At 52.2% G+C, this 24,908-nt stretch carries 16 protein-coding genes; 14 read left to right on the top strand and 2 right to left on the bottom strand.

Translation table 11 applies throughout. The annotated features are described in order from the left end of the window. Positions 1–20: 20 nt before the first annotated feature. The 12 genes from fabD to HMPREF0636_RS07825 all read left to right on the top strand — a co-directional run bounded on the left by fabD (position 21) and on the right by HMPREF0636_RS07825 (position 14,761). Entirely contained in the window at positions 21–908 is an 888-nt protein-coding gene (gene fabD, locus HMPREF0636_RS07770; RefSeq protein WP_044169620.1) for an ACP S-malonyltransferase, read from the top strand. Positions 909–1,385: 477 nt separating this feature from the next. After that, positions 1,386–1,712: a hypothetical protein gene (locus tag HMPREF0636_RS07775; RefSeq protein ID WP_155807315.1), complete on the top strand. Its 327-nt coding sequence runs from the start codon at positions 1,386–1,388 to the stop codon at positions 1,710–1,712. 67 nt (positions 1,713–1,779) lie between these two features. Continuing rightward, a complete protein-coding gene (locus HMPREF0636_RS07780) occupies positions 1,780–4,140 on the top strand; it encodes a TonB-dependent receptor (RefSeq protein ID WP_044169622.1) in 2,361 nt (786 codons plus the stop codon). A gap of 137 nt (positions 4,141–4,277) precedes the next feature. After that, complete coding sequence (locus HMPREF0636_RS07785) at positions 4,278–4,580, top strand: hypothetical protein (RefSeq protein WP_005468051.1); 303 nt, start codon at positions 4,278–4,280, stop codon at positions 4,578–4,580. Positions 4,581–4,628: 48 nt separating this feature from the next. Beyond that, complete coding sequence (locus HMPREF0636_RS07790; protein WP_005468050.1) at positions 4,629–4,964, top strand: cell division protein ZapA; 336 nt, start codon at positions 4,629–4,631, stop codon at positions 4,962–4,964. Positions 4,965–5,053: 89 nt separating this feature from the next. Further along, on the top strand, positions 5,054–6,637 hold the full coding sequence (rny, locus tag HMPREF0636_RS07795; RefSeq protein WP_044169623.1) for a ribonuclease Y: 1,584 nt from the start codon (positions 5,054–5,056) through the stop codon (positions 6,635–6,637). 199 nt (positions 6,638–6,836) lie between these two features. Further along, the gene (gene sufB, locus HMPREF0636_RS07800) at positions 6,837–8,282 is read left to right on the top strand and encodes a Fe-S cluster assembly protein SufB (RefSeq protein WP_044169624.1); all 1,446 of its coding nucleotides are present in this window, start codon (positions 6,837–6,839) and stop codon (positions 8,280–8,282) included. 59 nt (positions 8,283–8,341) lie between these two features. Then, a complete protein-coding gene (gene sufC / locus HMPREF0636_RS07805) occupies positions 8,342–9,094 on the top strand; it encodes a Fe-S cluster assembly ATPase SufC (RefSeq protein WP_044169625.1) in 753 nt (250 codons plus the stop codon). Positions 9,095–9,101: 7 nt separating this feature from the next. Continuing rightward, positions 9,102–10,331 (top strand): Fe-S cluster assembly protein SufD, encoded by a 1,230-nt coding sequence (gene sufD / locus HMPREF0636_RS07810; protein ID WP_044169626.1) that lies wholly within the window; start codon positions 9,102–9,104, stop codon positions 10,329–10,331. Between the two features lie 188 nt (positions 10,332–10,519). Continuing rightward, complete coding sequence (locus HMPREF0636_RS07815) at positions 10,520–11,107, top strand: hypothetical protein (protein ID WP_044169628.1); 588 nt, start codon at positions 10,520–10,522, stop codon at positions 11,105–11,107. Between the two features lie 599 nt (positions 11,108–11,706). Beyond that, positions 11,707–14,088 (top strand): TonB-dependent receptor, encoded by a 2,382-nt coding sequence (locus HMPREF0636_RS07820; RefSeq protein WP_044169630.1) that lies wholly within the window; start codon positions 11,707–11,709, stop codon positions 14,086–14,088. Between the two features lie 220 nt (positions 14,089–14,308). Next, positions 14,309–14,761: an energy transducer TonB gene (locus tag HMPREF0636_RS07825; RefSeq protein WP_044169631.1), complete on the top strand. Its 453-nt coding sequence runs from the start codon at positions 14,309–14,311 to the stop codon at positions 14,759–14,761. Between the two features lie 95 nt (positions 14,762–14,856). On the opposite strand, the gene purL is transcribed toward HMPREF0636_RS07825, so the two are convergent. Next, entirely contained in the window at positions 14,857–18,567 is a 3,711-nt protein-coding gene (gene purL, locus HMPREF0636_RS07830) for a phosphoribosylformylglycinamidine synthase (protein WP_044169633.1), read from the bottom strand. Between the two features lie 172 nt (positions 18,568–18,739). Beyond that, complete coding sequence (locus HMPREF0636_RS07835) at positions 18,740–19,753, bottom strand: peptidoglycan DD-metalloendopeptidase family protein (RefSeq protein WP_044169716.1); 1,014 nt, start codon at positions 19,751–19,753, stop codon at positions 18,740–18,742. A gap of 964 nt (positions 19,754–20,717) precedes the next feature. Between HMPREF0636_RS07835 and HMPREF0636_RS07840 the strand changes: the two genes are divergently transcribed. Then, positions 20,718–21,698, top strand: coding sequence for an Acg family FMN-binding oxidoreductase (locus HMPREF0636_RS07840; RefSeq protein WP_044169634.1), 981 nt, complete (start codon positions 20,718–20,720; stop codon positions 21,696–21,698). Positions 21,699–22,110: 412 nt separating this feature from the next. Next, positions 22,111–24,870, top strand: coding sequence for a DNA polymerase I (polA, locus tag HMPREF0636_RS07845; protein WP_044169637.1), 2,760 nt, complete (start codon positions 22,111–22,113; stop codon positions 24,868–24,870). Positions 24,871–24,908 lie beyond the last annotated feature (38 nt).

Raw genomic sequence — 24,908 nt, forward strand, 5'->3', positions numbered from 1 at the left:
TCAAACAAACAGAGAAGTAAATGAGTAAAACAGCTTATGTATTCCCCGGACAAGGGGCACAGTTCGTAGGCATGGGGAAGGAGCTCTACTCGAGCCATCCCGTCGCCAAGGAGCTATTCGATAAGGCCAATGAGATCCTTGGCTTCCGCATCACGGACATCATGTTCGATGGGACAGATGAGGAGCTCAAGCAGACCAAGGTCACACAGCCTGCCGTCTTCCTACACTCGGTCATCCGTGCCGTATGCCTCGGCGAGGAGTTCCAGCCCGACATGGTAGCAGGGCACTCGCTCGGGGAGTTCTCTGCACTCGTAGCCTCTGGTGCCCTTAGCTTCGAGGATGGGCTTCGCCTCGTCTCCAAGCGTGCCCTAGCAATGCAGGCTGCCTGCGAAGCTAACCCCGGTACGATGGCTGCCGTACTCGGTCTGCCCGATGAGAAGGTCGAGGAGGTCGTCAAGAGCATCGAGGGAGCTGTGGTCGTAGCTGCAAACTTCAACTGCCCAGGTCAGCTCGTCATCTCGGGCAGCATTGAGGGCGTAGACAAGGCTTGCGAACTGCTCAAGGAGGCAGGTGCTAAGCGAGCCCTTCGCCTCAACGTCGGCGGTGCCTTCCACTCTCCCCTGATGGAGCCAGCCCGTGTAGAGCTGGAGGCTGCGATCGAGAGTACGGAGTTCCATACTCCACGTTGCCCAATCTATCAGAACGTCACCGCTGCACCCACTACAGACATCGACACGATCCGTCGTAACCTCATCGCACAGCTTACCGCTCCCGTACGCTGGACAGAGAGCGCAAAGGCAATGGTCGCAGATGGTGCTAGCCGCTTCATCGAAGTAGGGCCAGGTGCTGTCCTGCAGGGGCTTGTCAAGAAGATTGCCCCCGAGGTAGAGACCGAGGGAAGACAATAAGCCACCATCACTTCACCTCAAGGAACCCAGAAGGGGAACAGTAGCCACAGCTACTGCTCCCCTTCCCTTTTTAGTGAAGCCGAAATCCCAGAGCTCATCTCTCCCAATCCGCGTGCAATCGTCTAATGATCAAGCATAACCGCATCACATCCCTGCGAACACACATTATTTCCCAAGAGCACTCCTACCTTTATTCATAAATAGGCTCGGTAGTAACCTCTCCAGCTCTTGATCACCAAACTTTATCACACTCATAATTAACCACATACAAAGACAGAAAGAACAACAAGTGACGAGTTACTATAAGTCGTCACAAAGAGTTATGGTAACTCGTGCTGAAGAGTTGTGGTAACTCGCCGAAGAGAGTTATGGTAAGTCGTTTCAACGACTTATGGTAACTCTTTATCCACCCTCCACTCCCCCTTTATCTAAGGGCTTTTATAGCGGGGCAGAAAAGCAGTGAAGAGCATAAAAGAAATGGATGAAGAAGTGACCATTCAGGTGCTCTCAACAGGATGTTTAGATATCATACAGGTTTCATTTCCAAACTTTGTACCTTTGTGGTACTACTTCACTATAATGCTAAGTGACACAATGAAGTACATAGCTCAAGCAGAGAATAAAGCATGCTGGCTGTACCACAACTCCCTAATAGGAAGCATCATCCCAGCACATAAAATGATGATTTTTCATCCGCAGGAAGCATCACCCCTGATACACAATTTCATCACCTCCTCAGGAGCACAGCCCCCTCTAGATAGACATATTCATATTCCTGAATACGTCTACCAGTCGCAAGGATAATTACGCTAAAGTCACATCCTCGTTCAAACACTGGATTCTAAAACCTAAACATTCATTTTGACAACTCATGGCAAAACAATTTCTCATCATCTGCTTCATCGTGTGTGGATGGTTAAATACACAAACAGTATTTGCCCAAGAGACACGTCCTACACAGACAATACGAGGTCTAGTAACCGATGTCGCATCAGATGCACCACTGCCACTGGCAAGTATAAAGATCCTCAACACAGATATTCCAGCTACCGCCACTAATGCAGAAGGACAGTTCGTACTGCCTAACATCCCCGTAGGTCGATATGACTTACAGGTATCTTTCATGGGTTACGAAACAGAAATTGTGAAGGACATCGTACTTACCTCAGCTAAGGAAGTCAACCTAGAGATTCGTCTGAAAGAGCATTTAGGGACTCTGGGAGAGGTGGTCATACGAGCACGAGTAGATAAATCCCGACCTCTAAACAAGATGACACTGACGGGAGCTCGCATGCTCAGCACGGAAGAAGCCAGCCGTTTTGCAGGGGGGATGGATGACCCCGCACGTCTAGTCAGTGCCTATGCAGGTGTAGCCTCAGGCCTATCCGATAATGGTATCTCCATTCATGGCAATTCACCAGGATTCCTACAATGGCGATTGGAAGATGTAGAGATACCCAACCCCAATCACTTTGCCGACATCGGTTCGTATGGAGGAGGTCTTCTTACCTCTTTAAGCAGTAATCTGTTGGGTAACTCCGACTTTTATACGTCGGCTTTCCCTGCCGAGTACAACAATGCCATCTCGGGCATCTTTGATATGCGGCTTCGCAATGGGAACAATCAGAGGTTTCAACATACATTTCAATTGGGCATTCTTGGTATTAATGCAGCATCCGAAGGGCCACTAGATAAACAAGGGAAAGCTTCTTACATCTTCAACTATCGCTATTCCACGGTAGAGCTGCTGAGCAAGCTGAGCAAAAGCAAAGACATGTCACAGTCCTTAAACTATCAGGATCTGAACTTCAAACTCAATTTTCCGACTGCTCATGCCGGTACATTCTCTTTTTGGACTACTGCACTTATAGATAAGGTGGGACCCCAAATGCGTAAACCCTCAGACTGGGAATACGCTGAAGATGCAAAAGATTCACGAGCTAAACAGACATCAGCTGCGGCGGGGCTGTCACACCATTATCTATGGAATAATGGCGGGATGCTGAAAACGACGCTTGCCCTTACATTCTCGGAAACCAACGTCTGGGAAGGTGTGTACGATGCTCTGATGAATGCCAAGCCCGTTATCGACTTCAAGGTGCGCTACACCAACGCGGTGCTCAACTCGTTTTTCAACAAGAAATACAGCTCGCGCCATACCAACAAAACAGGTGTCACAATTACCAATATGCACTACGACATGCGTTTTGATATGGCTCCATACTATCAACAGCCACTGCAACGCCTTTCAGAGGGTCAAGGCAACACGGTGTTGGGATCGGTTTACAGTAGCTCGTTATTCAATCTCAGCGACGACCTATCGGCGACCGTGGGTATTAATGGTCAATTCCTTACACTCAATAAGCGCTGGACACTAGAGCCACGCCTGGCCTTGAAGTGGCAAATGACAGACAAGAACTCGTTGGGATTCGCCTACGGACTATATAGCCGAATGGAAAAGCTCGATGTGTACTTTGTGAAAAATCCAACGACTGGACAGGCGTTGGTAAACAAAGACCTTGATTTCACCCGCTCACAGAACGTATCATTATCCTATCAGCATCGCCTTTCTGACAACCTCAGCATCAAGATCGAACCCTATTATCAGTATCTCACCAACATCCCCGTTGTTGCCGGCAGCTCCTACTCACTCATCAACCGACGCTCCTACTATATCGGTGAGCAATTAGTAAGCGAGGGAAGGGGGTATAATTATGGTGTAGATGTGACGCTGGAGAAGTATATGTCACACGGGCTCTACTATATGGTAACGGCATCCCTATTTGACTCTAGGTATAGAGGTGGTGACGGCAAATGGTACAACACACGGTTTAATCGGCACTACATCCTAAATGGACTCGTCGGTAAAGAGTGGATGATAGGACGTAGCAAACGCAATGTATTGAGTGTAAACCTCCGAGCTAGCTTACAAGGAGGCGACCGTTATTCGCCTGTCAACATCCCGGAAACGTTAGCACATCCAGATAAAGAAACTATCTATGACGAAAGAAGGGCTTTTCAAAATGAGCTTTCGCCTATCTTCATGTTGCATTACAGCATCAGCTATCGCATTAACTGCAAAAAGATCTCGCACGAGTTTGCCCTCAAAGGGTTGAACGCCACTAATTATAGAGAGTATTCGGGGCATGCCTATAACTTACATACAGGTGCTATTGAGCCAAGAAGGATGAAAACAACGATTTTAAATCTGCTCTACAGGATCGACTTCTAAGGACAATTGTCAAGCATTAAAGCGTGCATCAAAAGCAATTGCCTTTGATGCACGCTTCATTTTTGCAGAATAAATGTTCATTCTTTACTTATATGCTTGAAAAATCGTACCTTTGCTGTTAAAGGTTTAACCACAAAATGACTCAGGACGAAGACCTAGAACTCCAGCGCCTAGAGGTCAATGTCACACGACTCGTAGGCATTGTCGGTCAGCAGAGCTCTCGGATCATGGAGCTAGAGAAGCTGCTCCACCTTCGTGACCAGGAGCTTTCCTCCCTCCGAGGAGAGCTTGATGTGGTACGCCAGCAAGGCTCTACAGAGGCTCTTGCCACCGCCCTCTCTGGTGGTGCAACAGCCCAGGAGCGAGATCGAGCTAAGAAGCTCTTAGATGAGATCATTAGGGAGGTAGAGCTCTGCATCGCACAGCTCACCGCTGAGTAAGAATAATTCGGTAGAGGCTAGAGTCCTCTCACGCTATATACTCTCACAATGGACCCCGAGCGAAGCCCTCTGCAACGCATCTCAATCATCGTGGAGCGCGCACGACTCTATCTACGTGTGCCCCGCGAGCATGAGGCTTTGTACCGCAAGGCAGGTGAAGAAATCACGCGCACGGTACGTCTATACAAGGCGAAGTATCCCAATCAGTCGGAAATCCCCTCGGGGGGCTACCTAGCGATGGCGGCAGTTGATATAGCAGTCCGCCAAGAAGAGGTTCGGCAGGCTCTGGAGGCCAAAACTGAACAGCTACAGCCTCGCCTACAGAAGATCAACGAAGCCCTCGAGAATCTCATCCATTCCTCCTGCGACTTGCTGCAGCACTAGAGACCTGAGTACATCCTCACCCTCGATGGAGGGAGTGGAGCAAAAGTGCGTCTAATCCTTCCTTAGGATCATTAAACAAGACGGAAAGAATGGGAACAATTACCATCATTGCCCTTTGTGCCGTAGCGTTCCTCGTTGGAGCGGCTCTGATGTGGTTTGTCACCGAGCGATTGCTTGGACAGAAGACACGCACCATCCTCAGTGAGGCAGAGCGAGAGGCAGAGGTACTGAAGCAGAAGAAACTACTAGAGGTCAAGGAGAAATTCCTACAGCTCAAGGGGGACCTAGAGCAACAGGTAGCTCAACGAAATAATAAGCTCAAGCAGATAGAGAGCAAACTCAAGACCCGAGAGCAAGAGCTCAACCAGCGACAAGGTGATCTCCAGAAGCAGCATCAGGAGATAGACACCCTGCGTGAGCGTCTAGCACAGCAGAGCGAAGGCATCGAAGAGAAGAAGACTGAGTACGAGCTAAAGAAGGGTGAATACGAAGAGAAGAAGGCCGAGCTGGAACTCCTTCGCCAGAGCGAGCTGAAGCGACTAGAGGCCCTAGGCGGACTATCCGCCGATGAGGCTCGTGAGCGACTCATCGAGAGCCTACGTGCCGAGGCTCGTGACCAGGCTCAGGGCTACATCAACGACATCGTGGAGGAAGCGAAGATGACCGCCAACAAGGAGGCCAAGAAGATCGTCGTACAGTCCATCCAGCGCCTAGCTACCGAGACGGCGATTGAGAATTCTGTGACCGTCTTCCACATCGAGAGCGACGAGATCAAGGGGCGCATCATCGGTCGTGAAGGGCGTAATATCCGTGCCCTCGAGGCTGCTACTGGTATAGAGATCATCGTGGACGATACCCCCGAGGCCATCGTCCTCAGTAGCTTCGACCCCGTACGTCGTGAGGTCGCTCGCCTAGCCCTGCACCAGCTCGTGCAGGACGGACGTATCCACCCTGCTCGTATCGAGGAGGTCGTCTCCAAGGTGCGTAAGCAGATCGAGGAGGAGATCATCGAGACGGGGAAGCGTACCGTCATCGACCTTGGTATCCACGGGATGCACCCTGAGCTCATCCGCCTCATCGGGAAGATGAAGTACCGCTCCTCCTACGGGCAGAACCTCCTACAGCACTCCCGTGAGACCGCCAACCTCTGCGCCATCATGGCCTCCGAGCTGGGGCTCAACCCCAAGCAGGCCAAGCGTGCAGGTCTCCTACACGACATCGGTAAGGTGCCCGACGACGAGCCCGAGCTACCCCATGCCCTCCTCGGGATGAAGCTCTGTGAGAAGTACAAGGAGAAGCCTACCATCTGCAACGCCGTCGGGGCACACCACGACGAGATCGAGATGGAGAGCCTCATCGCTCCGATTGTACAGGTCTGTGATGCGATCAGCGGTGCCCGTCCCGGTGCTCGCCGAGAGATCGTAGAGGCCTACATCAAGCGACTCAATGACCTCGAGCAGCTCGCCCTCTCCTATCCTGGCGTAGTGAAGACCTATGCCATCCAGGCTGGACGTGAGCTCCGTGTCATCGTAGGGGCAGAGAATACCGACGACAACACGATCACCACCCTCTCCTCCGAGATCGCTAAGCGCATTCAGGATGAGATGACCTACCCAGGTCAGGTGAAGATCACCGTCATCCGCGAGACTCGCTCAGTGAGCTACGCCAAGTAGGCGGGGCCCAGAGCGCACAGTAGGGCGACTAAGCCAGATCTGGTCACGGCAGGGGCTGTCCCTTCGCCTGACTTGAGGAGGGCTTAGTCGTCTGGCTATCTTTGAGGTTTGTTACATATCCTAGTACATTTCCACGCAAAACAATATGTACACTAGAGTGTTAGCAGTAGTGGAGGACTAATCCTTTCAGATTTTCTACATGCAGGATAACGATCAGATCATCGATGAGGTAACATCGAGTGACTATAAATACGGCTTTACGACAGATATAGATACAGAGACCATCGGCAAGGGACTCACTGAGGACACCGTGCGCTTGATCTCTGAGAAGAAGGGTGAGCCCGAGTGGCTACTGGAGTTTCGCCTAGAGGCCTTCCGCTACTGGCAGACTCTGGAGCAGCCTGACTGGGCACTCCTGAAGATCCCCCCGATCGACTATCAGGACATCATCTACTACGCTGCGCCTAAGAAGAAGGAAGGGCCGAAGAGTCTCGATGAGGTAGACCCCGAGCTCCTTCGCACCTTTGAGAAGTTGGGTATTCCCCTCGAGGAACAGAAGATGCTGAGCGGTATCGCTGTCGATGCCGTCATGGACTCAGTGTCGGTCAAGACGACCTTCCGTGAGACGCTCGCCGAGAAGGGGATTATCTTCTGCTCCTTCAGCGAGGCTGTGCATGAGTACCCCGAGCTAGTACGTCAGTACCTTGGGGTGGTCGTCCCGTATAAGGACAACTACTTCGCTGCGCTGAACTCTGCCGTCTTCAGCGATGGCTCCTTTGTCTACATCCCGAAGGGGACACGTTGCCCGATGGAGCTCTCCACCTACTTCCGCATCAATGCGATCAATACAGGACAGTTCGAGCGCACCCTGATCGTCGCCGATGAGGGCGCCTACGTCAGTTACCTAGAGGGCTGTACTGCCCCCCAGCGTGACGAGAACCAGCTCCATGCCGCTATCGTCGAGATCATCGTCGAGAAGGATGCCGAGGTGAAGTACTCCACGGTGCAGAATTGGTACCCTGGCGACAAGGAGGGCAAGGGCGGTGTGTATAACTTCGTCACCAAGCGTGGCCTCTGCCGTGGCACTGCCTCTAAGCTCTCTTGGACGCAGGTCGAGACCGGCTCTGCTATCACGTGGAAGTATCCCAGCTGTATTCTGCAGGGCGATGACTCCGTGGCAGAGTTCTACTCCGTGGCGGTGACCAACAACTTCCAGCAGGCAGATACCGGCACGAAGATGATCCACCTCGGGAAGAACACCCGTAGCCGCATCGTCTCCAAGGGTATCTCCGCAGGGCAGAGTCAGAATAGCTACCGTGGGCTCGTCTACGCAGGCCCTGATGCAGAGAATGCCCGCAATCACTCCCAGTGCGACAGCCTCCTGCTGAGCGACCGCTGTGGAGCGCATACCTTCCCCTACGTGCATGTGGACAACGATACGGCGATCATCGAGCACGAGGCCACGACGAGCAAGATCAGCGAAGATCAGATCTTCTACTGCCAGCAGCGAGGCATAGGCGTAGAGGAGGCCGTAGGGCTGATCGTCAATGGCTATGCCAAGGAGGTCATGAACAAGCTCCCTATGGAGTTCGCCGTCGAGGCGCAGAAGCTCCTTTCTATCTCCCTCGAAGGCTCCGTGGGCTAGTGCTCCCCCCCCCTTCGCATTCCCATTATATACAATAAGACTAGATACGATCAATAGATATGCTACAGATACGTAACCTCCACGCTGCTATCGCAGATAAGGAAATACTCAAGGGGATCAACCTCGAGGTCAAGAAGGGTGAGATCCATGCCATCATGGGGCCTAACGGCTCGGGGAAGAGTACCCTCTCCTCTGTCCTCGTCGGTAATCCCAACTACGAAGTCACCGAGGGCGAAGTCCTCTTCGAGGGGCAAGACCTTCTAGAGCTAGAGCCCGAGGAGCGTGCCCACCTAGGGCTCTTCATGAGCTTCCAGTATCCTGTGGAGATCCCAGGGGTGAGCATGGTGAACTTCATGCGTGCTGCCCTCAATGAGAAGCGCAAGGCACAGGGGCTAGATCCCATCCCCGCAGCAGAGTTCCTCAAGCTCATGAAGCAGAAGCGCGAACTCGTGGAGCTCGACAATAAGCTCGCTAGCCGCTCCGTCAACGAAGGTTTCTCGGGCGGGGAGAAGAAGCGCAACGAGATCTTCCAGATGGCTATGCTCGAGCCTAAGCTGGCGATCCTCGACGAGACCGATAGCGGTCTGGATATCGACGCCCTACGTATCGTGGCCAAGGGAGTGAATGAGCTCCGTAGCCCCGAGAACGCTACGATCGTCATCACACACTACCAGCGTCTGCTGGACTACATCCACCCCGACTACGTCCATGTCCTCTACAAGGGGCGTATCGTGCGTAGTGGTGGTCCAGAGCTAGCCCTAGAGCTCGAGCAGAAGGGCTACGACTGGATCAAGGACGAGGTAAAGGACTAGACGAGCGATGGACGCACAGACTAAGCACTATCTCGATCTGTACGCAGCGCACGCCGATGAGCTGCGTCAGCGAGTGCCCCTCCTACAGCACTATCGGGAGGAGGCCTTCGATGCCTTCGCACGCCTCGGGCTACCCGCCTTCAAGAGCGAAGACTACCAGCGCACCGACCTCCCCAAGCTCTTCGAGCACGACTGGCAGCTCCTCACTCAGGAGGGCTCTCCCTACTGGGCTTCGCAGGTCGTCCCCGAAGGCGTATTCATCGGCTCTATCTCGGACTTCGTTCGTCTCTATCCCGAGGTCGCTCAGGAGCATTATGCCCGTATCGCTCCCGCCTCTAAGGATGGGCTCGTCGCCCTCTCTACCCTGCTGGTCAATGAGGTCTTCGTCGTCTATGTCCCACGAGGACTGAAGGTACCCGGGCATATCGAGCTTCGCTATATCCTTCCTCGCACAGAGGGGCACTTAGCGATCGAGCGTGCCCTCTTCATTGTGGAGGACGCTGCTGAGCTGGCGGTCTACTACAAGGACTGCCCCGAGGAGGACGTACGGGCGATGACCCTACGCACCCTAGAGGTCTATGTCGGCCGTGGCGCACGCTTCTCGCTCATTGATCGGGAGGAGTCAGGCTCGGACAATATTCGCTTGACCTCTGCCTACGTCCGCCAGATGGGCGGTAGCCACGCTGACCTCTCCACACTGACGCTCAGGAACGGCACGACCCGCAATAACTACTTCATCACCCTCGCCGAAGAGGAGGCCGACCTACGTGTCTCGGGCTTCTCACTCACCAGCGAGCGTATGCACACCGATAACTTCTCCTTCATCGAGCACGCAGTGCCCCACTGTACCTCGGATGAGCTCTTCAAGTACATCCTCCTCGATGAGAGTCGTGGTGTCTTCACCGGACGTATCCTCGTGGCACAAGATGCGCAGAAGACGCAGGCCTATCAGAACAATCGCAACCTCCTGCTCTCGCCCTCTGCTCGCATGCAGTCCAAGCCTCAGCTGGAGATCTATGCCGACGACGTGAAGTGCTCCCACGGGATGACCACAGGGCAGCTCAGCGAGGATGCACTCTTCTATATGCGTCAGCGAGGGATTGCCCTTCAGGAAGCCAAGCTGATGCTCAGCAATGCCTTCGTTGCAGATGTCCTCCAGCGTATTCCCGAGGAAGAGCTCTCAGAGCACCTTCGCACCAAGACCGAGGAACGTCTACGCACCCTCGCCGGCAAGTAGCCCCCACGGCACGAGCCTCCCTAAATACAGCCCGCCCCGCACCTACCCAATGGTAGCTGCGGGGCGGGCTCTTTATATTCCCTTGGACGGAGGGAATAAAAGGGGTAACTCATTCTAAATATCCTACCTTTGAGGGGAGGGCACAATGGGATCATCTCCAAACTACCGACTCATACGGTGTTTACTCTATGCGACGATTAGCAAAGTGGTCTATCGGAATAGGCTCATTCATCGGGTGTCTTATCGCCCTTCTTGCGCTACTGCTCTGCACAGGTGTCATCCGTGTCTATGGCTTGACAACGGGGTATAACCAACTCCCAAAAGAGCTGCAGGCACGTGTCGTCTTCTCCCAAGGCAGTTTGACGGACTTGGATAAAGCTCTAGCCCAAGTTCGACAGCAGAGGTCGGTGCTCCTCGTTAATGGGCGTGAGCTATGGGAAGCAATCGCACGAAAGGGTGGTAAATGGCTCGTCTATATCTACCAAGAGGGCTGTAGCTCACCTTCCTGCCCTACGCTCTCATCTGTCACACATTATGCCGAGCAGTTGGGTGCACGTCCGCTCTTCGTCGCCATGGACTTGCGGTCGGAGATCTTCCTCCATCCAGAGCCGATCCTCAGCATTGACTTCCGCTACTATAATACCACGTGGTGCTCTGTCTTCCAAGATAAGTTCCTCGCAGATCTCACCCAGTCTAAGGACGATGAGCATTACAACATCCTCCTCTTCGAAGATGGACAACTCGTGAAGAAGGTTTCTCTACAGCGTACCTCCTAAGTAGACTCCATAACACCTGATTTGGGAGAGAGGCATCCACAGGGTCTCTGATAGAGTAATCCTTTCCCTTGGGATCGGCATTGAGCCGAAAGGGAGGGATTAAACTTATGGGATAGCTAGCCCCCTCATAGCGATATCCAAGCCCCGCACAAACGCCCTAGATACAGGGCTTCTGAAAGGAGGGCAAAGACTTACTATAAGTCGTTGTAACGAGTTACCATAACTCGCTTTGATGACTTACCACAACTCGTTAAACCGACTTACCATAACTCGTTATGACGACTTATGGTAACTCGTCACAGCACATTTTTATCCGTCCTGTTTATCAAGGTGGAATAGAATAAGTTCCATCCGAAAAGATTAAGTTACAGATACAGAGTTTATGTTATCGGAGGCAGACTTGGTTCTATACCCTCCAGCCTCCACGTTTCATACAGCAATATCAATCCGCATGTAGATATGAATGTATTTGTAACTTTATGCTCAGGTTTTAGTACATCCGCAGGTCTCCTTCGGTGCGTCCATCTATAGCACTCCGAAAAATTAGACCGCAGTATGCTCTGCAAGTGTGTGAAGGTCGTATGCATAAAATGACTTAAATGATAAGGTTATACTACGCCTTGCTGGCTCTAGTGCTCTCCACAACGACACTCCTTGCACAGCAAGGAACAATCAAAGGACAGGTATATAGCGCGACAAGTCACGATCCCCTAGAGTTCGCCACCGTACGAGTACAAGGTACGACCCAAGGAGCGACAACGGACTCGCTCGGGCGCTTCACTATCCCCAGCGTTCAGCCGGGCTTCGTCCGCCTCGTGGTGAGTATGCTCGGGTACGAGACGACGATTTCCTCGGAAGTCCACGTCCTCGGTAACCAAACGAGCTTTATTGACATCGCCTTAAACGAGACCTCAACCAGCCTAGCCGAGGTACTCGTTCGCCCCAATAGACTCCTCAAGCGAGCCGAGAGCCCACTCTCTCTGCAAACCCTCAGCCTAAAGCAGATCGAGAAGAGTGCAGGGGCTAATAGAGATGTCTCGAAGCTGGTACAGACACTACCTGGTGTCGGAGCAACAGACCCTAATCGTAATGACCTGATCGTGCGTGGTGGGGGGCCTTCGGAGAATGTCTTTTACCTAGATGGTATCGAGATCCCCGTGATCAATCACTTCGCTACGCAGGGTGCATCGGGTGGGGGCGTGGGGATGATTAACCCTGACTTCGTCCGAGAGATTAACTTCTATACGGGTGCTTTCCCTGCAAGTCGAACCAATGCGCTAAGCTCCGTGATGGAGATCAAGCAGCGAGACGGTGACACAGACCGCATGCACATCAAGGCTTCGGTTGGTGCCTCCGATGCTGCCCTTACCCTAGAGGGGCCACTAGGGCGTAAGTCGTCGATCATCGTGTCGGCTCGTCAGTCTTACCTGCAGTGGCTCTTCAAGGCCATTAAGCTACCCTTCCTCCCGACCTACAATGACTTCCAGCTCAAGTATAAGTATCGCTTCGATGCCCACCATGAGCTGTCCATCGTGGGTATTGGGGCGATCGACAATATGCGCCTCAATAGCCAGCTACAGACCACGGGCACAGAGGTACAGCGGTATATCCTGAGCTATCTCCCCGAGTACAAGCAGTGGAACTACACGATTGGTGCTGTCTACAAGCACTATGGCAGGGGGCATGTGGATAGCTGGATGCTTAGTCGCAATATGCTACGCAATGGTGGTGTGAAGTATCAGGGCAACGACCCCGCTCAGGGCAAGCTCTCGGAGTACCAGTCTGATGAGACGGAGAACAAGCTACGCTACGAGCGTATGTACACGAGCCTCCCCTTCAAGCTCAGCTTCGGTGCTGGCCTCCGCTACGCTGATTATAGCAATGATGCCGAGAGGCTCATATACCAGTCGGGGCGTATCGTGCCCGTCTCGTATGATGCCCGTGTCAAGCTCTTCGCCTACTCCGCCTTTGCTCAGGCTTCGGACGAATACCTAAACCAGAGGCTCAAGCTCTCGCTCGGGGTCAATCTCGTGGGCAATACGCTCAACTCCACGATGAGCAACCCCCTTCCCCAGCTATCACCACGCTTCTCGGCTTCGTTTGCCCTAACGGATGACATCGACCTAAATGCTAACCTCGGACGCTATGCCATGCAACCCTCCTACACGACCATGGGCTACCGAGCCTCGGACGGGAGCTATGTGAACAAGGAGCGTCTACGCTACATCATGTCGAACCAAGCCGTGCTCGGGGCTGAGTACCACCCAGGAGACTACCTTCGCTTCTCGGCCGAGGGCTTCTATAAGTCCTACAGTGGCTACCCGATCTCTGAGCGAGAGGGGGTGAGCCTAGCCAGCAAGGGTACGGACTACGGGCAGGTAGGGGATGAAGCCGTGCTGTCTAAGGGGCTAGGTCGAGCCTACGGCGTAGAGCTCGTGGCACGCCTGATGCCTTGGCATCAGCTCTCTGCGACGGCGACCTACACCATGTTTAGGAGCGAATTCACCGACATCTCGGGTATCTACCGCCCTTCGTCATGGGATACGAGGCAGATGCTCAACCTCCTAGTGAGCTATCGTCTGGGCAAGAGCTGGTTCCTCTCGGCACGCTGGCGCTACATCGGTGGAGCACCCTATACCCCGATTGATATGGAGCTATCGACAAATAAAGACGCTTGGGCTGTCACACATCGTGCCTATCCAGACTACGAACGCTTCAATACGCTGAGACTGCCCGACAAGCACCAGCTCGACCTGCGCCTCGACAAGGAGTTCTACTTCAAGCACTGGATGCTCAACCTCTACGTCGATGTACAGAATGCCTATCTGAGCAGTTCGGTCAGTGCCCCTATCTATACCAACCTCGATACTTCGGGTCGTGTGATGGATGACCCCACCGATCCCAGCCGTCATCAGCTACGGAAGCTAGACTATTATAGCAAGCTTGTACTCCCGACTCTGGGGCTGATCATCAAGATTTAGCAGGAGCATGTGTATCGTCTACTACGCCCTGCTGCATTGAGGGCCTCCCTACCCTATTTCTCTTCTATTACCTTGCTCAATCGTTGGTCGTTCTTTTATTGACATTACACACTAAGGATCTACAAAAAACCCATACACATGGACAAGAAACACGATTTGGATTCATTTATATCTTTTTCGCTACATTTGAATCATTATTAATCACAAACACATCAAACGTATGGATAAGAAACAAAGTCACCTAGGCATCCGCTTAATACTCGCATCCCTTTTCCTCTTCATAGGGATGACGATGAGCTATGCCCAAACCAAATCACAGCCCACTAAGGAAATGACTGCCTCAAGCCAAGATGATCCAGAGAAAATCTATGAATCAGTGGACGAGTCACCCATTTTCCCAGGAGGATTTAAGGCTCTCATGAAGTATCTAGCCAATAACATCCAGTATCCCAAAGAGGCAGTCAAGAGTAAGATTCAAGGGAAGGTAATCTTACAATTTGTCATTGAACGTGATGGCACCATAGGGGATATTGGTGTCCGCCAAGGTGCCGATCCACTACTAGACGCAGAGGCTATCCGTGTCGTGCGCTCCATGCCCCGTTGGACACCTGGGAAAAAGGATGATAAAGCTGTACGCTGTCGCTTCATACTCCCAGTAGTCTTCCGCCTCTAAAATAGGACTGCTACTAGTCAAAATAAAAAGCGAGGGGGAGCTAGCTATTTGGCTAGTTCCCCCTCACTTAGTTTTATGATTTAGCCCCTTCTGGCTTAGTTTTTATGACTCATACACCAGTCGTAAGCATTGCGGAAAGCTTTCAACCAAGGAGTAGCTTCGTGTTCAGAGCAGAGAGCATCTGGATAATACGCACACTGCCAAGGGAAGATAGCACGCTCAGGGTGAGGCATTAGAGCCAGATGCCTACCATCTGCACTACATAGCCCTGCGATTCCACTCGGTGATCCATTCGGGTTCGCAGGATAGGCATCATATGCATAGCGAGCGATAACATGGTAGCGATCTTGCTCATAAGGTAGAGCAAACTTTCCTTCGCCATGTGCCACCCAGACACCAAGAGTTGTACCCGAGAGATTACCCAGCATCACTGAGCTGTTCTCTGGGATTGTAAGACTGACGAAAGCGCTCTCAAACTTATGCGAATCATTGTGCTCCATACGGTGCTTCTGCTCATGCTCTGGGTAGAGAAGTCCAAGCTCTGCCATAAGCTGACACCCGTTGCAAATACCTAGGCTCAGTGTATCAGGCCGTGCATAGAAGCGGTCAATCGTAGCCTTTGCTTGCTCGTTGTAGAGGATACCTGCTGCCCATCCCTTTGCAGAGCCTAAGACATCAGAGTTTGAGAACCCTCCACAGAAGACAATCATCTGTACATCCTCCAGTGTCTCACGCCCAGCAATGAGATCAGTCAAGTGTACATCCTTGACATCGAAACCTGCGAGATAGAGTGCATAGGCCATTTCACGCTCGCCATTCGTTCCCTTATCTCGAAGGATGGCTGCACGGACTGGTGCTTTGGCCGTACGATTTGGATCGGCATGGAGCTCTTTGAATTTTCCTGTGAAGCCCTCAGGGAAGACGTAGCGAAGAGGTTGCTTCTTATAATTTGTATAACGTTCCTTAGCCAGGCTCTCCCCACTCTGGTACTGATCCATGAGGAAGGATGGGCGATACCAAAGATCTCGCTTCTCATCAATGTTGAGTGTGAGTACTTGCTTTCCTTGATGTATCTCCAGTGTACGCCCAGAGACAGTAGGAGTAGCAATACGAGCAAAGCCAATACTAGCACTTGTCAGCACCTCTTCGAGCAGCTCGGGAGCAGAGGTCTGAACTAGTACACCGGGGTTCTCTGCGAAGAGAAGCTTAACAAGGTCAGGCTCTGGTATAGCACTTAGATCCACCTGAAGGCCTCCCTCTTCATTAGCAAAGCACATCTCTAGAAGAGCTGTCACCATACCTCCTGCCGAAATATCATGCCCTGCAACCAGCACTCCACGTTGTAGCAACTCTTGGACAGCAGCGAATGCCTCACGGAAGTATTCGGGCTCACCAATGTAAGGAGTCTCATCCCCTAGCTTACCAAGTGCTTGAGCAAAGGCCGAGCCTCCGAGTGCAAGTGGAGCAAAGCTAAAGTCAATATGATAAAGTGGATACTCTGGCTTAGGGACAAGAACAGGTGAGAGTACCTGTTTCACATCCGACACCTCACCAATGGCACTGATAATTACTGTACCTGGACTAAGCACCTTTGTACCATCGGGATACTTTTGTGTCATCGAGAGGGAGTCCTTCCCTGTGGGGATATTAATTCCTAGCGAAATAGCCAGAGCAGAAGCTGCTTCCACAGCGTCATAAAGGCGTGCATCCTCTCCTTCATTCCGACAGGGCCACATCCAGTTAGCACTAAGCGAAACACCCTCCAGCCCATAGGTAAGGGGCGCAAAGACTATATTCGTCAGAGCCTCAGCGATGGCAAGCTGTGAGCCAGCAACAGGATCAACAAGCGCCGCTGCTGGTGCATGACCTATGGAAGTTGCTATCCCTGCCTGCCCACGGAAATCCACAGCCATTACACCACAGTCACTCAATGGGAGCTGGATAGGACCCTGACACTGCTGGCGTGCTACACGCCCCGTCACAGAGCGGTCAACCTTGTTTGTCAGCCAATCCTTACAGCCTACCCCCTCCTGCTGGAGGACAAGGTCGAGGTACTCCTCTAGCTTTGTAGACTCATAGGCTAGTGGGGCATACTGCCGCTCTACCGTCTTGTCATACATGTAAGTCTTCGGAGCAGATCCAAACATATCCGAGAGAGCAAGGTCAATAGGCTTATCCCCACCCTTCTCCTCGAAGGTAAGGTGCATATCACTTGTCGTTTCCCCTACGACATACATCGGAGCACGCTCACGCTCGGCAATGCGAGCAATGCGCTCTAGGGCTTCTTCCTTGACAAGTAGCCCCATACGCTCCTGACTTTCGTTGCCAATGATTTCACGAGAGGAAAGCGTTTCATCTCCAATCGGGAACTTGGATAGATCGAAATGCCCACCCGTCGTCTCAACAAGTTCGGATAGACAGTTCAAGTGTCCCCCTGCCCCGTGGTCATGAATAGAGATGATGGGGTTATCCTCTGCTTCAGCTAGGCTTCGGATAACATTCTCCACACGCTTCTGCATCTCGGGATTGGAGCGTTGTACGGCATTCAGCTCTATGGCTCCTGCATACTGACCTGTATTGACCGAGCTAACAGCACCACCCCCCATACCGATCCGGTAGTTATCACCACCGAGTAGGACCACCTTCTCATTGGGCTCAGGTGTTCCCTTCTGAGCATCGGAGCGTCGTGCATAGCCGACACCGCCCGCGAGCATTATAACCTTATCAAAGCCATAGCCGACTGCTTCGCCTTCCTCTTTATGCTCAAAGGTCAGCACTGAGCCACAGACCAAGGGCTGACCGAACTTATTACCAAAGTCACTTGCCCCATTTGAAGCCTTCGTGAGTATCTGCTGAGGCGTCTGATAGAGCCAAGGGCGTGCGGGGAAGTGCTTCTCCCAAGCACGCTCCCCTGCGAGGCGTGGATAGCTGGTCATATAGACTGCAGTACCGGCGAGAGGGACACTAGCACGACCACCTGCCATACGGTCACGTATCTCCCCTCCGGTACCCGTAGCGGCACCATTAAATGGCTCTACCGTTGTGGGGAAGTTATGTGTCTCAGCCTTTAGGCTCAGCACGCTATCTACGCTTTTTCGTTCATAGTAGTCTGGGCGATCAGCAGAGGCGGGAGCAAATTGCTCCAGATCCTTAGGGCCATCGATGAACGCTACATTATCCTTGTAGGCAGAGACTAAGTGGTTGGGGTTCGCTGCACTTGTATCCTTAATCATGGAGAAGAGTGAAGCCTCCTGCTCCTCTCCATCAATGACGAACGTACCACCGAAGATCTTATGTCGACAATGCTCTGAATTGACCTGTGAGAAACCAAAGAGTTCACTGTCGGTTAAAGGTCGCCCTAGTCGCTCTGCTAGCTTCTCCAAGTAGATGATTTCCTCCTCACTCAAGGCTAAGCCCTCTACTTCACTATAAGCTCGAATATCCGTGATATGACGAATAGGCTCTGCTTCATGCTGTGTAACAAAGACGCTCTGATCAATCCCTTCGTAAAGGTGTTGCAGCATCGGGTCAAAGGGTGCATCTACACCCTTCACCTCTGTGAACTCCTCAATACGGATGACATCCGTGATATTCATATTCCTCACGATCTCCACAGCGTTGGTACTCCATGGCGTCACTAGCTCACGCCGTGTACCGACGAAGTAGCCCGAGAGCGACATCTCATCGAGAGGTAGGGCTCCACCAAAGAGCCACGACAGACGCTCTAGCCACTCTGCCCGTAGCGGGCTATGGCTCTCGACAATATAAAGAAGTGATGTGTTTGGCCTTCTGAAGAGGGTAATCATTCTGATAGGTTATAGTGATAATGTACGAGAAAGCATACCTATTAAGAGCTCTAGCAAAGCTCTGCGCAAAGATAGCTAAAAAGCAAGGCTTCACAGACTAGAGTCTTTGCTACTCTGTAGTCTGTGAAGCCTAATATCTATCTATTATCTCTTAGGAGAGAGGATAGCACCCTTAGCTAGGGATGCGAAGGGTACGTCCTATACTCAGTTTCTGCTTGGATGAGATGCCGTTGGTACGACAGAGCTTCGAGACGCTGACCCCATAGTGACGAGCGATTGTAGACATTGTTTCGCCCTTCTTGATGCGATGTGTCTTAAACTGCTCTTCGTTTGCCTCTCCACTCTTCTTTGGCTTGGCTACTGCACGTGCCACGGCGAAGGAGCGGGGCGTCTGATAAGCACCTTTAACGAAGGCAAAGACGTCAAAGCGAGGGACACCAGCAACGAAGTCAAAGAGATCCGTAGGGTCTAGAGGAATACCCATGAAGCGGGCTTCGAAGTGAAGATGTGGCCCTGTGGAGCGTCCTGTACTCCCACCAAGTCCAATGGGATCACCCGCCTTGACTACAGTACCCTCACGGGCGATGGCTCGGCTCATGTGACCATATACGGTCTCTAGACCATTAGGGTGGCGAATGACTATGTAGTTACCATAGCCTCGTCCTTCGTACGAACGGATACGGACCTTGCCCGAGAAGGCTGCACGTATCGTATCTCCCGTACTGAGCTTCAGGTCCACACCGTAGTGCATACGCCCGAAGCTATGACGGTAACCATAATTAGATGTTACCTGTCGTGTACCAATAGGCATCACGAACTCTTGTAGGTCGATATCCTGCCTGTCGGGGATATCCACTGCCATCCCAGCGAAGGGATTCACGTGGCTTCCCCAGGAGTCTTCGCCGTAGATTTCGGCGGCAGGGGCTTCGAGATCTTCTTTCTCTTTGCTTGCCTTGAGATCAGCCGTCCGGCGTTGTTTCTCTTTGAGCAGTCGGCTCTTGATCTCTAGTCGGTCGGCTAGTAGCAGGTGCTCACCCGACTGAATCTGGGAGCTCTGCTGACCGGCTGTCGTGCGTGTCTCCTTCCTTGGTGTCTGAGCCTTCTCACTAGGCGTACGCCAGCTCGTGAGGCTGAGGGCTACTAGACACAGAGATGCGCATAACAGTTGCGTTTTTTTACTTGTCATACCAGCTTTTGAGTGCTTAAAATCTGCTTGCTTATCACTAAAAAGGCGTGAGAACGCTTCTCTCACGTTGTCCATCTTCACCACAATTAATGACCACGGACGAATGCAAAGATAATCAAATACTTATAATAGCAACACCTGCACATTATTTCCACATTTGTGCTGGTCTATACCCCATAGAGAGAAGGGCTAAGTGGATGCTCTCTGCATACAAACAATGAACGCAAGAATTAAGAAAGTATTACACTCTATATACTTTTCGCCCTTCAAGTTCTATCGATCAGCAGAGCCCTTCCCTCTCCTACTCAGCATCATAAAATCGCATGAAGGGAGGGAAAGGGGCTCGGATAATTCACAGGCTAAAACTCTATACATTAATCATCTCACCTTCTTCACCAGATAGAGACAGGTAGGGGATAATTCCAGGGGATAACGCAATAGCCTTAGGCACATAGCCACGAGTTCAATTATCGGTAAGTTACATTGACTATATATTACCCTTGGAGGGCAAAGGTATAGGCTCGAGACCTCTGACGTAACAACCTCTGTTTATTACGTTTACAAGGGGAGTCAACGAGTTACCATAACTCGTTTCAATGACTTACCATAACTCGTCGTAGCGACTTACCACAACTTGTTTGAACGAGTTACCATAACTCGTTGAAGCGAGTTATGGTAACTCGCAGTAGGTACTTTTATCAGATCGCATAAACCTCTGACTAAAAACGCATTATACCATCACCTACAGAGAGAAAAAGAGGGGCATCGTGGCAGAGGCACGATTGCGATCAAGGTTGCCTTTACTTCTGTACAATATTCTTACTATCTTTCGCTTGTAATTCTTAGGATTTACACACGATAGCAGAGGGAGCGGATAGCAAGGGGATAGATAATAGACTTATGGATAAGCGATATTCAGCAATGAGAGATATATCTGTAACATTTATCATATTTCACAAAAACAATGAGCAACGTATTCGCCCAAAACGCAGACTATCTATTCATGATAGGACATGCGACAAAAGCCCCATCTGGGCATAATACCCAGCCATGGTCATTTAAAATTAGTGAATCAGAGATAGATATTTATCCTGACTTCACAAGAGCACTACCCGTCGTAGACCCAGACAACCGAGAGCTCTTCGTCAGCCTTGGTTGCGCAGTCGAGAACCTATGTATAGCAGCCAGCCACAAAGGATATAGCACCCATGTGGTGGTTACTGGAAGTGGCGTCATAAAAATCATGCTTTCGCAAGACTCCACGCCCAACGAGCCTTCCTCCTTATTTCCCCAAATACCGATACGGCAAACAAATCGAAGCCTCTATAATGGGCAAATCATACCCGATGATGATATAGCTTCACTAGAGAGCATCGATACAGAGGCTGACGTGAGCGTACACTTCTTTAGGATTGGCTCACCAGAATATGAGATCATCTCCAATATGGTGTATCGGGGAAATAGCCTGCAATTAAACAACAGAGCGTTTAAGCGAGAACTGCAACACTGGATGCGCTACAACAAAAAGCACCAGGACGCAACGTACGATGGGTTGAGCTACGCTGTCTTCGGAGCACCCAACATCCCCCGTTTCATCGCCAAGCCAATCATCAGTAGCATCATCAATGAGAAGTCCCAGAACAAAACAGACCGGAAGAAAATAGCATCCTCTTCTCATTTTATTCTACTCACGACTTCGGACAACACGATTGAGCAGTGGGTAAACTTAGGGAGGACTCTAGAGCGCATCCTACTGAAGACCACCGAAATGGGCATTGCACACGCCTACCTGAACCAGCCGAACGAATCCAGCGAATTGGCCTTGGAAATGGCGCAAAAGCTCGGCATCCCCAATGAATATCCCACCATACTCATCCGTGTCGGCTATGGGAAAAAGATGCCGTATTCATTGAGAAGAGCTATAGAATCCTGTATTCTTGGCTAAGCCTCTCCAAGCACCTAAGGAGTGTCTACCATCAGCCGCCCCCTCCCCTACCCCAGCGCAAGACAAACGATCAACCCTTTCTCGCAAAGGCCAATGCTTGACCGCCGTAAGAGACCTAAAATTACCCTATAGGAGAAACTGTATTATCCTATAGGAGAAATGAAATTACCCTATAAGAGAACGAAAGTTGTCCTATAGGGTAATTTCATTTCTCTTATAGGGCCATCTAGAGTTGGGCAGTATCTCAACACAAGTCATAGTAGCCACCACCCCGACGACAGAATGGAGAATTAAGGCTTTCGTATCTTTGTGATGGGGTGTAGACGGAGACTAGAGTACACTTTTCACATAGAAGTAGCTATTGAACAAAACTCCATACAGCCCTCTCTTCCACTTTTTACCCTACATATTCATGCCACAGCGACTATTCCTACTCGATGCTTACGCCCTAATCTATCGGGCATACTATGCCTTCATCAAGGCTCCTCGTATCGATAGCCAGGGACGAAATACCAGTGCTATCTTTGGCTTCGTGCTGATGCTGGAGGACCTGCTGGGGAAGGAACAGCCCGATGAGCTCGCCGTGGTCTTCGACCCTGCGGGCGGGACGTTCCGCCACAGAGAGTACCCCGACTACAAGGCTCAGCGAGAGGAGACCCCCGAGGGGATACGTATCGCCGTACCCATCATCCGCCAGCTCCTAGAGGCCTACCGCATCCCCACTGTGGAGGTGGCAGACTACGAAGCCGATGACGTCATCGGGACACTGAGCCATAGGGCAGCGAGTGCAGGGCGAGAGGTCTATATGGTCACCCCCGACAAGGACTACGGCCAGCTCGTCACGGAGCACGTCCGGATGTATCGCCCGATGCAGGGCGGTGGCTACGAGGTGTGGGGGGAGAAGGAGATACTGGAGAAGTTCGGACTCAGTTCTACCAAGCAGGTCATCGACTACCTAGCCCTTCTGGGGGACAAGGTGGATAATATCCCTGGGTGCAAAGGCATCGGGGAGAAGGGAGCGCAGAAACTCCTAGCTGAATATGGCTCGGTGGAGAACCTCCTAGCACACGCTAGCGAGATCAAGGGGGCTACGGGTAAGAAGCTCCTAGAGGGCGAGGCAGACATTCGCCTATCCTACTACTTGGCTACCATCCGCACCGATGTGCCCCTGGACTACACCCCAGGAGACTATCAGAGGGCAGAGAAGGATGAGGAGGCCGTGCGTCGCCTCTTCGAGGAGCTAGAGTTTCGCACGCTCCTGAGTCGGGTGCTTGGCAAGTCGCCTGCGCCCGCCAAGGCTAAGCCCACCCTTCCCCCAGATGACCTCTTTGCCAGCCTAGAGGAGACGGAGGAAGCTGACACTCCAGCCCCGACGACGATCCCCCCAATGCGGATCGAGGTACTTCGTGCCGAGACGCTCCCTGCCTTCCTAGAGCGAGCACGAGGGGCGAAGGTGCTTACCCTAGATACCGAGACGACGAGTGTCGATGCTCTGAGGGCAGAGCTGGTGGCCGTTACCTTTGCCTTCGATGCTGAGACTACCTATTACCTCGATGTCCCTCAGGGAAGAGAGGAGGCTTGCGAGCTACTGGGGCAACTTGCCCCGATCCTTCAGCAAGCGAGCACCCTCAAGGTAGGGCAAAACCTCAAGTATGACCTGCAGGTACTCCGTTCGTATGGTGTGGAGGTCGAGGGGCCTCTCTTCGACACCATGATCGCCCACTATCTCCTCTATCCCGATATGCGTCACGGCTTGGACGAGCTGGCGGACAAGTTCCTCGGGTATAAGATGATGTCCTTTGAGGAGATGATCGCCCCACAGAGCCCTCGGCAGTTTGATCTACGTCAGGTTGAGCCCGCTCGCCTCCAGTTCTACGCAGCCGAGGACACGCACATCACCTACCTACTCTACGAGTACCTCTATGAGCGACTGGAGAAGGCTGGGCTCATGAAGCTCTTTACAGAGGTGGAGATGCCTCTGGTGAAGGTCCTCCTAGGGATGGAGCGAGAGGGGGTAAGGCTAGACAAGTCCTGCCTCGACCGTCAGGCGGGTGAGCTACAAGGGGAGCTGGCTCGTCTCGAGGGTGAGATCAGTCTCCTGCTCGGGCATAGCATCAATGTCAATAGCAGTCGGCAGGTAGGCGAAGCCCTCTTCGACGAACTGCAGATTGTGGAGAAGGCCAAAAAGACAAAGACTGGTGGCTATACCACCAGCGAAGAGGTGCTGGAGAAGCTCCGAGACAAGCACCCTGTGGTAGAGAAGATCCTCGACTACCGAGGAGTGAAGAAGCTCCTCAGTACCTACGTAGAGGCGCTCCCTGAGCTGGTCTACCCAGATGGGAAGATCCACACATCCTTTAACCAAACCATTGCGGCTACGGGTCGTCTCTCCAGCAGTAATCCTAACATCCAGAATATCCCCATCCGTACCCCCGAGGGACGAGCCATCCGTGAAGCCTTCGTCCCCGAGGAGGGCTGTACGTTCCTCAGTGCCGACTATTCGCAGATCGAGCTTCGTCTGATGGCGCACTTCAGCGAAGACCCTGCACTGATCGAGGCCTTCCGTTCGGGTCAAGACGTGCATCAGGCGACAGCTGCCAAGATCTACGGCCTGAGCCACGGCGAGGTGTCGGCAGATATGCGCCGAAGGGCTAAGACAGCCAACTTCGGGATCATCTACGGCATCTCCGCCTTTGGGCTGAGCGAACGTCTCTCCATCCCACGGCGAGAGGCCAAGGAACTGATTGATGGCTACTTCGCCTCCTACCCAGGTGTAGCCCGCTATATGACTGAGGTCGTCGAGGAGGCTAAGAAGCGAGGCTATGTGACGACCCTCCTCGGCCGTCGCCGTCTCCTGCCCGACATCAATAGCGCCAACGCAGTGGTACGTGGCTATGCGGAGCGAAATGCAATCAACGCTCCCCTACAAGGCTCCGCTGCCGACCTCATCAAGATAGCGATGATTCGCCTAGAGCAGGCCATCCGTGAGCGAGGCCTTCGCAGTAGGATGATCCTGCAGGTACATGACGAACTGAACTTCAACGTCCCCCTCTCCGAGCTCCCCGAGATGACCTCCCTCGTACGTGAGGTGATGGAGTCCGTCTATCCCGACCTACGTGTGCCCCTCGAGGTAAGTATCGGGCATGGTGCCAACTGGCTCGAGGCACACTAAGGCCTCCCCCTTCCCTAGATCCCAACTAAATGACACAT

Origin of the sequence: Porphyromonas catoniae ATCC 51270 (genome assembly GCF_000565015.1) — a bacterium.
Lineage (GTDB): Bacteria > Bacteroidota > Bacteroidia > Bacteroidales > Porphyromonadaceae > Porphyromonas > Porphyromonas catoniae.

Coding starts and splice junctions, on each gene's coding strand:
- fabD (WP_044169620.1), top strand. CDS start 21: ATGAGTAAAACAGCTTATGTATTCCCCGGACAAGGGGCACAGTTCGTA.
- HMPREF0636_RS07775 (WP_155807315.1), top strand. CDS start 1,386: ATGGATGAAGAAGTGACCATTCAGGTGCTCTCAACAGGATGTTTAGAT.
- HMPREF0636_RS07780 (WP_044169622.1), top strand. CDS start 1,780: ATGGCAAAACAATTTCTCATCATCTGCTTCATCGTGTGTGGATGGTTA.
- HMPREF0636_RS07785 (WP_005468051.1), top strand. CDS start 4,278: ATGACTCAGGACGAAGACCTAGAACTCCAGCGCCTAGAGGTCAATGTC.
- HMPREF0636_RS07790 (WP_005468050.1), top strand. CDS start 4,629: ATGGACCCCGAGCGAAGCCCTCTGCAACGCATCTCAATCATCGTGGAG.
- rny (WP_044169623.1), top strand. CDS start 5,054: ATGGGAACAATTACCATCATTGCCCTTTGTGCCGTAGCGTTCCTCGTT.
- sufB (WP_044169624.1), top strand. CDS start 6,837: ATGCAGGATAACGATCAGATCATCGATGAGGTAACATCGAGTGACTAT.
- sufC (WP_044169625.1), top strand. CDS start 8,342: ATGCTACAGATACGTAACCTCCACGCTGCTATCGCAGATAAGGAAATA.
- sufD (WP_044169626.1), top strand. CDS start 9,102: ATGGACGCACAGACTAAGCACTATCTCGATCTGTACGCAGCGCACGCC.
- HMPREF0636_RS07815 (WP_044169628.1), top strand. CDS start 10,520: ATGCGACGATTAGCAAAGTGGTCTATCGGAATAGGCTCATTCATCGGG.
- HMPREF0636_RS07820 (WP_044169630.1), top strand. CDS start 11,707: ATGATAAGGTTATACTACGCCTTGCTGGCTCTAGTGCTCTCCACAACG.
- HMPREF0636_RS07825 (WP_044169631.1), top strand. CDS start 14,309: ATGGATAAGAAACAAAGTCACCTAGGCATCCGCTTAATACTCGCATCC.
- purL (WP_044169633.1), bottom strand. CDS start 18,567: ATGATTACCCTCTTCAGAAGGCCAAACACATCACTTCTTTATATTGTC.
- HMPREF0636_RS07835 (WP_044169716.1), bottom strand. CDS start 19,753: ATGACAAGTAAAAAAACGCAACTGTTATGCGCATCTCTGTGTCTAGTA.
- HMPREF0636_RS07840 (WP_044169634.1), top strand. CDS start 20,718: ATGAGCAACGTATTCGCCCAAAACGCAGACTATCTATTCATGATAGGA.
- polA (WP_044169637.1), top strand. CDS start 22,111: ATGCCACAGCGACTATTCCTACTCGATGCTTACGCCCTAATCTATCGG.